Annotated in this window: 9 protein-coding genes; 1 reads left to right on the top strand and 8 read right to left on the bottom strand. The window is 61.2% G+C overall.

All coding sequences use genetic code 11. The features are described 5' to 3' along the window. Positions 1-131 precede the first annotated feature (131 nt). The 8 genes from POF45_RS18585 to glnE form a co-directional block, all read right to left on the bottom strand. Entirely contained in the window at positions 132-1,583 is a 1,452-nt protein-coding gene (locus tag POF45_RS18585) for a lipopolysaccharide kinase InaA family protein (protein ID WP_282316363.1), read from the bottom strand. Further along, positions 1,583-2,335, bottom strand: a complete 753-nt coding sequence (locus POF45_RS18580) for a lipopolysaccharide kinase InaA family protein (RefSeq protein ID WP_259498666.1) — start codon at positions 2,333-2,335, stop codon at positions 1,583-1,585. The genes POF45_RS18585 and POF45_RS18580 overlap by 1 nt, the downstream gene beginning before the upstream one ends. After that, on the bottom strand, positions 2,332-3,066 hold the full coding sequence (locus POF45_RS18575; RefSeq protein WP_259498664.1) for a lipopolysaccharide kinase InaA family protein: 735 nt from the start codon (positions 3,064-3,066) through the stop codon (positions 2,332-2,334). The genes POF45_RS18580 and POF45_RS18575 overlap by 4 nt, the downstream gene beginning before the upstream one ends. Continuing rightward, on the bottom strand, positions 3,066-3,872 hold the full coding sequence (gene rfaP / locus POF45_RS18570) for a lipopolysaccharide core heptose(I) kinase RfaP (protein WP_259498662.1): 807 nt from the start codon (positions 3,870-3,872) through the stop codon (positions 3,066-3,068). The genes POF45_RS18575 and rfaP overlap by 1 nt, the downstream gene beginning before the upstream one ends. Further along, positions 3,872-4,993, bottom strand: a complete 1,122-nt coding sequence (locus POF45_RS18565; RefSeq protein WP_259498660.1) for a glycosyltransferase family 4 protein — start codon at positions 4,991-4,993, stop codon at positions 3,872-3,874. The genes rfaP and POF45_RS18565 overlap by 1 nt, the downstream gene beginning before the upstream one ends. Beyond that, complete coding sequence (gene waaC / locus POF45_RS18560; protein WP_282316361.1) at positions 4,993-6,054, bottom strand: lipopolysaccharide heptosyltransferase I; 1,062 nt, start codon at positions 6,052-6,054, stop codon at positions 4,993-4,995. The genes POF45_RS18565 and waaC overlap by 1 nt, the downstream gene beginning before the upstream one ends. Beyond that, complete coding sequence (gene waaF / locus POF45_RS18555; protein WP_259498656.1) at positions 6,055-7,089, bottom strand: lipopolysaccharide heptosyltransferase II; 1,035 nt, start codon at positions 7,087-7,089, stop codon at positions 6,055-6,057. It abuts the gene before it with no gap. A gap of 497 nt (positions 7,090-7,586) precedes the next feature. Next, positions 7,587-10,526, bottom strand: a complete 2,940-nt coding sequence (gene glnE, locus POF45_RS18550; RefSeq protein ID WP_282316360.1) for a bifunctional [glutamate--ammonia ligase]-adenylyl-L-tyrosine phosphorylase/[glutamate--ammonia-ligase] adenylyltransferase — start codon at positions 10,524-10,526, stop codon at positions 7,587-7,589. A 383-nt stretch (positions 10,527-10,909) separates the two neighbouring features. Here glnE and aceE point away from each other — a divergent pair, with 383 nt between their 5' ends. Then, the gene (gene aceE, locus POF45_RS18545; RefSeq protein WP_282316359.1) at positions 10,910-13,555 is read left to right on the top strand and encodes a pyruvate dehydrogenase (acetyl-transferring), homodimeric type; all 2,646 of its coding nucleotides are present in this window, start codon (positions 10,910-10,912) and stop codon (positions 13,553-13,555) included. Positions 13,556-13,561 lie beyond the last annotated feature (6 nt).

Raw genomic sequence — 13,561 nt, 5'->3', positions numbered from 1 at the left:
TTTTTGCAGGATATGAGGTCCTCTTCGCGAGCAGGCTCGCTCCCACAGGGATCTGGTTTGAGCGCACATTGTGTGTACGACGCAGATCCAGTGTGGGAGCGAGCCTGCTCGCGAAGGGCCTCAGGCCCGATTCAGGCTTCGCTCGAGATATCCTTGGGAAGACGCTGATCAATGACCTGATACAGCACGCTGCTCTCGGGCCAGTTGCGCATGAACCGCGCCCGATCGCGCGCATACGCCGGGGCAAAGCTGCCCACCGAGCGGTGCTGACACATCGAATCGAGGTCGATCAGTGCCCAACGGTCCTGCTGCCAGAACAGGTTGTGGCCCTTGAAATCACCGTGGCTGATCCGCTCGCGAATCAATTCGGCGAACAGTCGATCCAGCGCCAGCAACTCGGATTCTGGTGCGGCGCCGCTTTCAACATAAGGCGCAAAGCGCTCGATGATGTCCGGCCCGGCCAGGTATTCGGTGACCAGATAGGCGCGACTGCGCAACCAGAGAAAACGCTTCTCCAGTACCGCCAGCGGCTTGGGCGTGGCGATGCCGAGGAACATCAGGCGATTGCCTTCGCGCCACGAGTGCCAGGCACGGCTCGGGCGCCAGAAGCGCTTGAGCCAGTGGGCGAAATTCTTGATGTTGTAGCGCTTGATCACCAGCGCACGCCCGGCCACCTCGACCTTGCCGACACTGGCCGCGCCGCCGGTCTTGTACAAGTGGCCCTGATCGAGCAACACATCAGCCTGCTCCAGCACCGACAGCATTGCCGCCTCTTCTTCGCGGCGAATCGCCCGCAAGCCGAACGCGCCGCGACGCACGCTGAACAGCGTGCATTCGCGGCCGACCTTGACCAGCAAATCTCTCAAGCGCCAGCGCCGGATCTTGTCGATCTGCTTCTGCAACGCTTCCATCGGCAACGCATGCTCACCGTTGCTCAACAGGTAATACACCAGCAATTCTTCGGTGAACGGTTCCAGGGACTTGGGCAACTGGGCGAAAAACACCCCGAGGTTTTCCAGCACTTTGTGCCTCGACAGTGGCTGACCAGGTGTCTCGGCGCAGATGCCGCCGCCATCGATCAGGTACAGCCGACCGCGCTGGCGCAGCAGGTTGTCCAGGTGCAGGTCTTCCTGCCACAAGCCTTTGCGATGCATTTGGCCGATAGCGCCCAATGCCTCGGCGATCACCGCTCCTTGCCCGTCCGACAATACTGGCAAATTTTCGACCTGCTTCCAGGTGTCTCCCAGGCTTTCCGCGCCCTCAAGGAAGTCGAACAGCAGCCAGCCACCTTCGCCGTCCTGCAAACCGTCCGCCAGCAATTGCGGGGTGGTCAGGCCCTGATCGGCCAGCAACCGCACGCCGTCCAGCTCACGCTTAAAGTGCCGCGCAGCCTTGCTGCCCACCAGCAATTTGGCCAGCACCGGTCGCCCACGCCACACACCGGCGCCGACATACCGCTGACCCGGCAACACCCGCAACAGGCTGAGCAGTTGCAACTCTGCCGGGCCGGCCGCATCGGCCAGCGAAATACTCAGCGGCAGACTCGGGGTACGACCGGCGCTTTTCAGTTCGGACAGCCGCATCAACGGGTCTCCTTTTGACTGCGTCGTGCGGTCAGACGCTTGACCCAGCGATCCACCAGCGTGCTGTCCTGCGGTTGATCCAGATAAGCCGCCAGCAATTCGCGCAACTGCGCGTCGCTCCATTCCGGTGCCCGACGCAGCAATGGCTCCAGGTCCTTGGTCCGGTCACGCTGACCGAACAGCAGGGGCCGGGTCTTTTCCAGGTCGATCAACTGCGCCTGATATGCATCGCCGCGGCCCTGGAGGAAAATGTGTTTGGGGTAAAAGCAGCCGTGCACCTGGCGCACACCGTGCAGGCGTCGCGCCAGCTGTCCACACGCTTGCAGAATCGCCGAGTGCTGCGTGGCGCTCAGCTTTGCCCAGCGTTGCAACAGCCAATCCAGGTCGTCCCAGCCGTCCAGCGCACGGGTCAGCAGAATCGCCCGCACTTCGCCATCGACCTTGCGCTCACCGAAGAACGCGGCCTTGAGCGCGGGAATGCCGAGCTTTTCATAGCGACTGATATTGCGAAACTCACGGGCGAAACTTGGCTCGCCGAGCGGCGCGCTCAAGGTACGGGTCAGGTAGTTGCTCTGGCGCTTGAGGTAGTAACCCTGACCTTCAAGTTCCAGGCGAAACACACTGCTCCAGCCGCCACGGGCGGTATTGGGTTCGTCCACCGCCTCAAGCTGCTTGGCCCACAGCGCGTCGAACGTACCAAGGCCGTGGCGCTCAAGCAGCGCACGGTCTTGCGCGGCGAGAAAATCAGTCATTCGCGTCCCTCGAAAAATCTCACCACGTGCCGGATGCGCTTTTTGTCGGCGGCATTGAGTCGATCACACTGACGGTATTGCAAGTAGAAGCGCAGGCGCTGGGTGGCCGACAAGTGATACTTGGCCACCTTGTCGAGGCAGGCCAGGTCCTTGGTGATGCGGTACTTGAGCCAGAAGCCACGCCAGAAATCGCCGTTGGGGCAGTCAATCAGAAACAACTGCGCCTGATCGTCGATCAGCAGGTTGCGCCACTTCAAGTCGTTATGGGTGAACCGGTGGTCGTGCATGGTACGGGTGTAGCCCGCCAGCTGTCGGCTGATAACATCGACCCAGGCGCGGTCCGCCAGTTTCGGGTCATGGCGCTCGGCCAGCGCCGACAAGTCCTCGGTGCGCGGCAGTTCGAGGGTGATCATCGCGCCACGGTCGTAAGCCGCACCACGACGCTCCAGACCCCAGGCCACCACGTCGGCGGTCGGAATGCCCCACTTGGCGAAGCGCCTGAGGTTCTGCCACTCGGCCCTCACCCGTGGCTTGCCCAGGTAACGGCGCAGGCCCTTGCCGGCACCGGTGTAGCGCTTGACGTAATAGTTGACGCCGTTGAGCTGCACGCGAATGACTTCCGACAGCGGGTCGTGGGTCAGGCGTTCACCCTTGAGGGCGAATACCGCATCGAGACTGCCGAAGTGTTCTGCCAGATCGCTGTAAGCGGGCTCCAGGTTCCAACCCGCCATCAGAGCGCATCCCCGTATCGCTGTTTCCGGTCGTAGAGTTTGTTGGCCTTGCCTTCGAGCCAGGCGAGCAAGCCCGCTTCCTCGGCCAGAACCTGGCGCAGTGGCTGCTGGAAGTAGCCCTTGAGAAAGCGAAGTTTGTCGCGCGGGGTCAGGCCGATGTCCAACGCCGAAAAATACAACGCGGCCAGATCCTTGTTGCGCCAGCGCCGGGTGATGGCCGGGCGCGTCTGGGCGCGGTGCAGGTCGATGACCGAGAGTTTGAAGTCGTCAGCCGTCACCGGTTTGTCGGTGTGCAGCAGGAAGTGGCAGATATAGCAATCACGATGATTGACCCCGGCGCGGTGCATCATGCCGGTCATGCGCGCGACTTCAGCGATCAGTGCTCGCTTGAGTGTTGGCGCGGGTGGATTCTTGACCCAGTCGATACTGAAGTCTTCAAGGCTGACGGTCGGCGCCAGTTCTTCGGTGACGATGAACGAGTGCTGATCCGCCGGGTTGCTGCCTTTCTCGCCGTAGGCGACAGCGGTCATGGTGGGCACGCCGACTTCTTGCAGGCGTGCAATGGCCTTCCACTCCTGGCCCGCGCCGAGTACCGGCAGCTTGGCGGTGAGCAGGTTCTTGAAGATCTCGCCCCAGCCAATGCCACGGTGGATCTTCACGAAAAATCCCTTGCCGTTCACTTCAGTACGCAGGGTACGGCGCGCTTCGAGCTCGCGGTACACCTCGCCCTGCAAGCCTTCGACTTCGGCGAACGCATCGCGCCCGGCCCAAAGGCTCTTGAACGGTTCAGCCAGCATCAACTTCATTAAGCGTGCTCCGCCAGAATCACATCGGCCGCGTGTTGCGGCATGCTGTAGAGGTCGGCCGTCTCGGCGAAGGCCAGACCGTTGCGGCTCCAGGCCGCCCGTGCCTGCGCGTCGTTCAACATGTCGGTCAGGTACTGGGTCAGTTGCGCCTGATCGAACGGTTCGTCCAGCACTCGCCCGGCATCCGCCTCGGCGATGTAGTGGGCGTAACCGCACACCGCGCTGACCAGCACCGGCAACCCGGCGACCACCGCTTCAAGCAACACGGTCCCGGTGTTTTCGTTGTACGCCGGGTGGATCAACAGGTCGGCGCCAAGCAGGAAGCGCGGGATATCGCTGCGCCCCTTGAGGAACGTCACGTTATCACCCAGGCCCAATGTCGCACTCTGCAACTGGAATACTTTGGGGTCGTCCTGGCCGATTACAAACAGCCGGGTACGTTTTTTAAGCTCAGCAGGCAGTGCGGCCAGTGCTTTCAGGCTACGATCCACGCCCTTGGTCTTGAACCCGGAGCCAATCTGCACCAGCAGTAAATCATCGCCTTTGAGGTTGAATTCGGCACGGAAACCGGCACGAATTTCGGCCGCGTTCGATGGCGCCCGACGGTCCTGGGAAATACCCGGCGGCAGCAGATGGAAGCGTTGCAGCGGCGTGTCGTAATGCTTGATGAACAGCGGCTGCTGGACTTCGGAAATCATCAACACTTCGGTCTTCGCCTCTTTGGCGAACACCGCACGCTCGTACTCGGCGAAGTGGCGATAGCGGCCCCAACGGCGATACAACGAATGACGCAGGTTCTGCGCCTTGTCTTCGAAGCAGCCGTCGGCGGCGTAGTACACGTCCAGGCCCGGCATCTTGTTGAAACCGATCAGGCGGTCCACCGGACGCTTGGCCAGATCGGCTTCCATCCACGCGGTGAGTTTCTCGTTGCGCCGATGATTGAAGAACGCCTTGACCGGCGCCACCAGCACTTCGAACCCCGGTGGAACATCGCCTTCCCAGATCAGCGTGTAGACGCGAATCTGGTGACCACGTTGCTGACACTCCAGGGCGATGCGCATGAAATCGCGCTGTAAACCACCAAATGGAAAATACTTGTACAGAACAAAAGCCAATTGCATCAGCGCAGCTCCTCAGCCAGTAACAACGTGCTCAGTCGGCTGGCGACACGCTGGGGATTCACACGCGTGAAGCACAGGGGCCACTCGCGTTTAAGGTCGAATTGACGGGCGTCCTGCGCCGTCGGTTGATAGGTGCATTTCTTTTGCAGGCATGGCGCGCAAGGGAAGTCGCTGGCCATGTGGATCTGCACCTTGCCATAGGCGCCGGTCAGGCCCGGATTGGTCGGGCCGAACAGCGACAAAGTCGGCACATCCAGCGCAGCGGCCAGATGACCGAGGCCGGTGTCCACCGCCACGCACGCCTGGGCGCCGGCCAGCACTTTGCCGACACCGGCCAGATTCAGCTTGGGCAGCACTTCGACGTTGCGCAGGCCTTTGGCGATGCGTTCGGCGCGGGCTTTCTCCAATGGATTGCCCCACGGCAGTTTCACCGCCACGCCCAGATGCCCGACACGTTCGGCCAGTTCATGCCAGTACGCTTCGGGCCAGTGCTTGGTGTCCCAGGTAGTGCCGTGCAGGAACAGCACATACGGATTCTTGCGCGGAAGCTCGACCAGGCGTTCGACGCTGAGGCCGTAATCGCCCAGCCCCTTGGGCAGGTCATAGCCGAGCGCCAGGGCGAACAACTGCCGCACACGCTCCACCGCGTGTTGCCCACGGGCCACGGCCAGACGCCGGGAATAGAAGCGCGCCGCCATCGGTTCACGGGCGGAGTTCTTGTCCAGCCCGGCCACCGGGGCCTTGACGTAACGGGTCAGCCAGGCGCTTTTCAGCAAGCCTTGAGCGTCGATCACCAGGTCATATTTGTGGGCGCGCACGCTTTGCTTGAAGCGCTTCCACTCGCCGCTCTTGATGGTCTGCCAGACGTTCTTGCGCCAGCGACGAATCGCCACCGGAATCACTTTACCGACGGCCGGGTGCCAGGTGGGAATTTCGGCGAAGCCTTCTTCCACCACCCAGTCGAACTTGATGCCGGGGATTGCCCGCGCCGCATCGGTCAACGCCGGCAACGCATGAATCACGTCGCCCAGCGAAGAAGTCTTGATCAACAGAACCCGCAATTAATTGACCTCGACGACTGAGCCGTGCAACCGCTGCAGGGCTTCGTTCACCGCCGGCGGCATCAGCTGGCGCAGGCAGTTGTAGTGGCCGAAACGGCAGGTGCGATCAAAGCATGGGCTGCATTCCAGACCCAGGCGCACGATCTCGACGTGCTCAGCCAGGGGCGGCGTGAAGCCCGGCGAAGTGGAACCGTAAATTGCGACCAGCGGACGATTCAGCGCAGCAGCGACGTGCATCAGGCCTGAATCGTTCGAGACCACCGCATCGGCGCAGGACAACAGATCAATGGCCTCGGCCAGAGAGGTGCCACCGCTGAGATTGGCCGACTCTTCGCGCAGACCGGGAATCAGCCGCGCACGAATGTCTTCACCCACGGCGTGGTCGTTTTTCGAACCGAACAGCCACACCTGCCAGCCTTCGCGGATCTTCGCTTCAGCCACTTTGGCGTAGTGCTCGGACGGCCAGCGTTTGGACTCGCCAAACTCGGCGCCGGGGCACAGGGCCAGAACCGGGCGGTCGAGGGCCAGGCCGAATTTGGCCAGGGCCGCTTCGCGGGTCACCGGGTCGATTTGCAGGCTCGGACGCGGATAAGGTGTGGGCAGATCAGCACCCGGCTCATAGGCCAGGGCCATGAAGCGCTCGATCATCAGCGGGTAGCGTTCTTTGTCCAGCTTGCGCACGTCATTGAGCAGGCCATAGCGGAACTCGCCGCGCCAGCCGGTGCGCTTGGGAATGCCGGCGAAGAACGGCACCAGCGCCGACTTCAGCGAGTTGGGCAGCAGGATCGCCTGGTCGTACTGACCGGCCAGGGATTTGCCGATGCGCCGACGGGTCGCCAGCTCAAGGGCGCCATGGCCGAGCGGGAAGCTCAAGGCCTGACGTACTTGCGGCATGCGCTCAAGGATCGGCCGGCTCCACTCCGGGGCCAGCACGTCGATTTCGCATTGCGGGTGGCGCTGCTTGAGACACTGAAACAGTGTCTGCGCCATCACCATGTCACCGACCCAACTGGGCCCAACGATCAGAATATTCATGTGGTTTCCATAAACGAACCGGGGAGGCATACGCCTCCCCGCCTCGAGAATCACTGTGGGAGCAGGGCGGCTTGCGATGGGTCATTACCTTCAACATTACTGTCGACAGTCACTCCGCTATCGCGAGCAGGCTCGCTCCCACATTGGGTATTGGTGCACATCCCGTGCGATGTCATCCGGCTGCTTGCCTGCTGCCTTCAATCTACAAAACACCGAAAATCTACGGTGGGAGCGAGCTTGCTCGCGATGAGGACGTCACATCCAGCATCAAGGTGACTGTCAGATCGCTATCGCGAGCAAGCTCGCTCCCACATGGGGCAATGGGTGCTACATCCCGTGCAGTGCAGCTTCAATCTGCAAAACACTGCAAATCTACGGTGGGAGCGAGCCTGCTCGCGAAAGGGCCATCACCTCCAGCATCGATGGTGACTGACACTGCGCCTTCGCGAGTAAGCCCGCTCCCACATGGGGTTATTCGATGCTGCAACTATTGTGTTTCAGCTTAGCCCCAGCTCACGCCAGATCCGCATCACCTGCCGCCGTTCATCCGCGAACTGGTCGCCCGGGATCACCCCGGCGTCCTTCTGCAAAGCCTGCCGGTGGGCGGCGGAGCGGTAGGCTTTATAGGCCTCGCGCAGCAGACCGGCGTCTTCGGCAGGGATCAGCCCTTCCTCTTCCAGCCCTTCAAGAATGCGGATGTTATCAGTCCAGCGAAGCAATGACGGGTGCTGTTCGGACCACGCCAGGGCCGCGTATTGCACCATAAATTCAATATCGACGATACCTCCGGCGTCCTGCTTGAGGTCGAACGGCGCCGTGGCCTCGAAGGCATTTGCCCCGGTGCCGGCTGCGGTGCTCTTGCTGCCGAGGTTATCGCGCATCTTGGCGCGCATCTCGCTGACTTCCTGACGCAAGGTCGGCAGGTCTCGGGCCTTGCCCAAAACCGCCGCGCGCACTTTCTCGAACGCCTGTCCGACATCCTGACTGCCCACCAGCACCCGCGCCCGTACCAACGCCTGATGCTCCCAGGTCCAGGCCTCGTTGTCCTGATAACGCGAGAATGCCCCGAGCGAACTCACCAGCAGCCCCGACGCGCCGGACGGGCGCAGGCGCATGTCGACTTCGTACAGCTGACCGGAGTTGGTCTGCGCCGTCAGCAAGTGAATGATGCGCTGCCCCAGCCGGGTGAAGAATTGCGCGCCATCAATCGGTTTCGGCCCATCGGTTTCCGCTTGCGGATCGCCGTCGTGGATGAACACCAGGTCCAGGTCCGAACCATGCCCCAGTTCCAGGCCGCCGACTTTCCCATAACCGACAATGATGAAGCCGGGATCGCACAAGCTGCCGTCAGTGCGCAGCGGTGTGCCGTATTTGGCCACGGTCTGACGCCAGGCCAGGGCCAGCACTTGTTCGAGGATCGCTTCGGCGAGCCAGGTCAGGTAATCGCTGACTTTCATCAACGGCAGGCTGCCAGCGATTTCTGACGCGGCCACCCGCAAACGGTGCGCCAGCTTGAAATGGCGCAGCGCTTCCATCTGCTGCTCAAGGTCATCTTCGGGAATGCGCGTCAGTCGTTCGCGTAACTCGGCGGCCAGTTCCGGCGCCAGTGGCGGCTTGAACAGCCGGCCTTCGTTGAGCAATTCGTCCAGCAGCAGCGGGAAGCGGGTGATCTGTTCGGCGATCCACGGACTGGCGGCGCACAACGTCAGCAAACGACGCAAGGCGCCGGGGTTTTCGGTCAGCAACACCAGATACGCAGAACGACGGGCCACCGCTTCGACCAGCGGCAACACGCGCTCCAGCACCAGATCCGGATTGGCATGCTCCACCGCTTGAGCGAGCAGACGCGGAATAAAGGCATCAAGTCGTTCGCGCCCCAAACGCTGCATGGCGCGCAGTTGCGGACTGCTGCGCAAACCAGCCAACGCTTTCAGGGCCTTGGACGCATTGGCAAAACCGCCCTCCTCCAGTTGCCGACAAGCAGCCTCTTCGTCTTGAGACTCCTCCCACAACGGCAACCATTCACCGCCGACCACCACTTCGGCCTCGACGCCTTCCTCTTCGTCAGGGTCGGCAATCACCTGCGCGAAGTGCCACGCCACGCGGCCACGCCAGTACATCAGCCGCTCATGGAAAGCCGCCCAATCGGCAAAGCCGAGCATAAAGGCAATCCGCGCCTGATCCTGCTCGCCGTCCGGCAGCATCTGCGTCTGCCGATCGGCAATCGCCTGGATCGCGTGTTCGGTGTAACGCAGGAATTCATAGCCGTTGCGTAACTCGCTGATCACTGGCTCCGGCAGATAGCCCTGCCCCTCCAGCGTGCTCAGCACTTTTAATAGGGGACGTTGTTGCAGGCTCAGGTCGCGACCACCATGGATCAGCTGGAATGCCTGGGCGATAAATTCCACTTCACGGATGCCGCCCGAACCCAGCTTGATGTTGTCGGCCATGCCCTTGCGCCGCACTTCCTGCTGAATCAGTTGCTTCATGGTGCGCAGCGCTTCGATGGCGGAGAAGTCCAGATAACGCCGGTAAACGAACGGGCGCAGCATGTCGAGCAACTGCGCACCGGCCACCTGGTCGCCGGCCACCACCCGCGCCTTGATCATCGCGTAGCGCTCCCAGTCGCGGCCCTGATCCTGGTAATACTGCTCCAGCGCATTGAAGCTCAGCACCAGCGCGCCAGCCGAACCGTAGGGGCGCAGGCGCATGTCGACGCGGAACACAAAGCCGTCGACGGTCATCGGGTCCAGGGCCTTGATCAGGCGCTGGCCGAGGCGGATGAAAAATTCCTGGTTATCCAGCGAGCGCTTCACGCCGACGGTTTCGCCGCCCTCGGGGTAGGCGAAGATCAGGTCGATGTCCGACGACAGGTTCAGCTCCACCGCACCGAGCTTGCCCATGCCGAGGATAACCATCTGCTGCGGCTCACCGCTGCGGCGCCCGGTTGGTGTGCCGAACTGCTGGCAATGGCGCGAGTACAACCACTGATAGGCCTGATCGATGCTGGCATCGGCCATGTCCGAGAGGTCGCGGCAGGTCTGGACCAGGTCGGCCTGGCGGGTCAGGTCACGCCAGATGATCCGCACTTGCTGGCGGGTGCGCTGGCGGCGCAGGGCACGGCCCAGCTCGTCTTCGGCTTGCGCGGCATTCGCCGCCGCCGCGATCTGCCCGCACAACTCACCCGCGGCAAACGGGCGATCCAGCTCGCCGGACTGCACCAGCGCCAGCAACATCAAAGGGTCACGAACACTCTGTTCAATCACGAAATCGCTGGCGCCGGCGACCCGGGCGAACTGCGCCCAGCGTTCCGGGGACCAATTGGACAGCCCATGATCATCATCGAGTACCGCCACGGCCGCGCGAAAAGACTGCTCGGCGCGGGTGACAAACGGCAGGAGAATGGCGGGCAGTTCGGCAAGCGAAGGCAGGGTCATGGTCTATCCTTGATCGGCGTGTAATGGGCTGCATGTAGTGATTCGTGAAAACACGCTACGTGATCGACTGTCGAACAAAAGTTAGAAATAGCTGAAATTCGTTTCTTATTGGCAGCCGACATCAAGCTTTCACCTTTTTTGGTTGGCAAAAGACCAACCTTAACGATTATTCTCACAACGCAGCCGGAGGCCACAAGCCTTTCATCTGTAGTTTTACTACTCGTCTATACATTCGAAAGGCTGAAATGCCCGTTGATTTGTAGTAAAACTACACGCCGCCGGAACAACCTATCGGCAATCCAAGAATTTATATCGTCTGCCCACAAGGCCAGTCGCAAACTCAGGCAACCGATTCTGGAAGCCTTTCCGCCCTGGAGCAAGCCATGCAAGACCTCGATCCCGTCGAAACCCAGGAATGGCTGGACGCCCTGGAATCGGTTCTCGACAAAGAAGGCGAAGACCGTGCTCACTATCTGATGACCCGTATGGGCGAACTTGCGACCCGCAGCGGCTCGCAATTGCCTTACGCCATCACCACGCCTTACCGCAACACGATTCCCGTTACCCACGAAGCACGCATGCCTGGCGACCTGTTCATGGAACGCCGCATTCGCTCGCTGGTACGCTGGAACGCGATGGCCATGGTAATGCGTACGAACCTGAAAGATTCTGACCTGGGTGGTCACATCTCCAGCTTCGCGTCCAGTGCGACCCTGTATGACATCGGCTTCAACTACTTCTTCCAGGCCCCGACCGACGAACACGGCGGCGACCTGATCTACTTCCAGGGCCACACCTCGCCAGGCGTTTACGCCCGCGCGTTCATGGAAGGCCGCATCACCGAAGAGCAAATGAACAACTTCCGCCAGGAAGTCGACGGTCAGGGCCTGTCGTCCTACCCGCACCCTTGGCTGATGCCTGACTTCTGGCAGTTCCCGACTGTATCGATGGGCCTTGGCCCGATCCAGGCGATCTACCAGGCACGTTTCATGAAGTACCTGGAAGCCCGTGGCTTCATCCCTGAAGGCAAGCAGAAAGTCTGGTGCTTCCTGGGCGACGGCGAGTGCGACGAGCCGGAATCCCTGGGCGCGATCTCCCTGGCTGGCCGCGAGAAGCTGGACAACCTGATCTTCGTCATCAACTGCAACCTGCAGCGCCTCGACGGCCCGGTTCGCGGCAACGGCAAGATCATCCAGGAACTCGAAGGCGTGTTCCGCGGTGCTCAGTGGAACGTGACCAAAGTCATCTGGGGTCGTTTCTGGGACCCACTGCTGGCCAAAGACGTCGACGGTATCCTGCAACGTCGCATGGACGAAGTCATCGACGGCGAGTACCAGAACTACAAGGCCAAAGACGGCGCGTTCGTGCGTGAACACTTCTTCAACTCGCCAGAACTCAAGGCGATGGTTGCAGACTTGTCCGACGACGAGATCTGGAAACTCAACCGTGGCGGCCACGACCCGTACAAGGTCTACGCGGCGTACCACGAAGCGGTCAACCACAAAGAACAACCGACTGTCATCCTGGCCAAGACCATCAAGGGTTATGGCACCGGTGCCGGCGAAGCGAAAAACACTGCGCACAACACCAAGAAGGTTGATGTTGAAAGCCTGAAGCTGTTCCGCGATCGCTTCGATATCCCGGTCAAAGACGACCAGTTGGAAAACTTGCCGTTCTTCAAGCCGGAACCCAACAGCGCCGAAGCCCGCTACCTCAGCGAGCGTCGCACTGCACTGGGCGGTTTCGTGCCTCAGCGTCGCGCCGAAAGCTTCAGCGTTCCGACGCCGTCACTGGACACCCTCAAAGCCATTCTTGATGGCTCGGGCGACCGTGAAATCTCCACCACCATGGCCTTCGTGCGCATCCTCGCGCAACTGGTCAAGGACAAGGAAATCGGCTCGCGCATCGTTCCAATCATCCCGGACGAAGCCCGTACCTTCGGTATGGAAGGCATGTTCCGTCAGTTGGGCATCTACTCCTCCGTCGGCCAGCTCTACGAGCCAGTCGATAAAGACCAGGTGATGTTCTACAAGGAAGACAAAAAGGGCCAGATCCTCGAAGAAGGCATCAACGAAGCGGGCGCCATGAGCTCCTTCATCGCTGCCGGTACTTCGTACTCCAGCCACAACCAGCCAATGCTGCCGTTCTACATCTTCTACTCGATGTTCGGCTTCCAGCGTATCGGCGACCTGGCCTGGGCCGCTGGCGACAGCCGCACCCGTGGCTTCCTGATCGGCGGCACCGCCGGCCGGACCACGCTGAACGGCGAAGGCCTGCAACACGAAGACGGTCACAGCCACATCCTGGCCGGCACCATCCCGAACTGCCGCACCTTTGATCCAACCTACGGCTACGAGCTGGCGGTGATCATTCAGGACGGCATGAAGAAGATGACCGAAGAGCAACAGGACGTCTTCTACTACATCACCGTGATGAACGAGTCCTACCAGCAGCCAGCCATGCCGGCCGGCGTCGAGGAAGGCATCGTCAAGGGCATGTACCTGCTTGAAGAAGACACCCGCGAAGCGGCGCACCACGTTCAGCTGATGGGCTCCGGCACCATCCTGCGTGAAGTCCGTGAAGCGGCGAAGATTCTGCGTGAAGAGTTCAACATCGGTGCCGACGTATGGAGCGTTACCAGCTTCAACGAACTGCGTCGCGACGGCCTGGCCGTTGAGCGCAGCAACCGTCTGCACCCTGGCCAGAAGCCACAGCTGAGCTACGTCGAAGAGTGCCTGAACGGTCGCAAAGGTCCGGTCATCGCCTCCACCGACTACATGAAACTGTTCGCCGAGCAGATCCGTCAGTGGGTTCCTTCCAAGGAATTCAAAGTGCTGGGCACCGACGGTTTTGGCCGCAGCGACAGCCGCAAGAAACTGCGTCATTTCTTCGAAGTCGACCGTCATTTCGTGGTGTTGGCAGCCCTGGAAGCACTGGCTGACCGTGGTGACATCGAACCCAAGGTGGTGGCTGAAGCCATCGTCAAGTTCGGTATCAACCCGGAAAAACGCAACCCACTGGACTGCTGAGGAGAC

The organism is Pseudomonas fungipugnans (genome assembly GCF_029955235.1).
Classification (GTDB): domain Bacteria; phylum Pseudomonadota; class Gammaproteobacteria; order Pseudomonadales; family Pseudomonadaceae; genus Aquipseudomonas; species Aquipseudomonas fungipugnans.
Note: the sequence above shows the minus strand (reverse complement) of the source record. Positions and strands in the feature narration are given on the sequence as shown.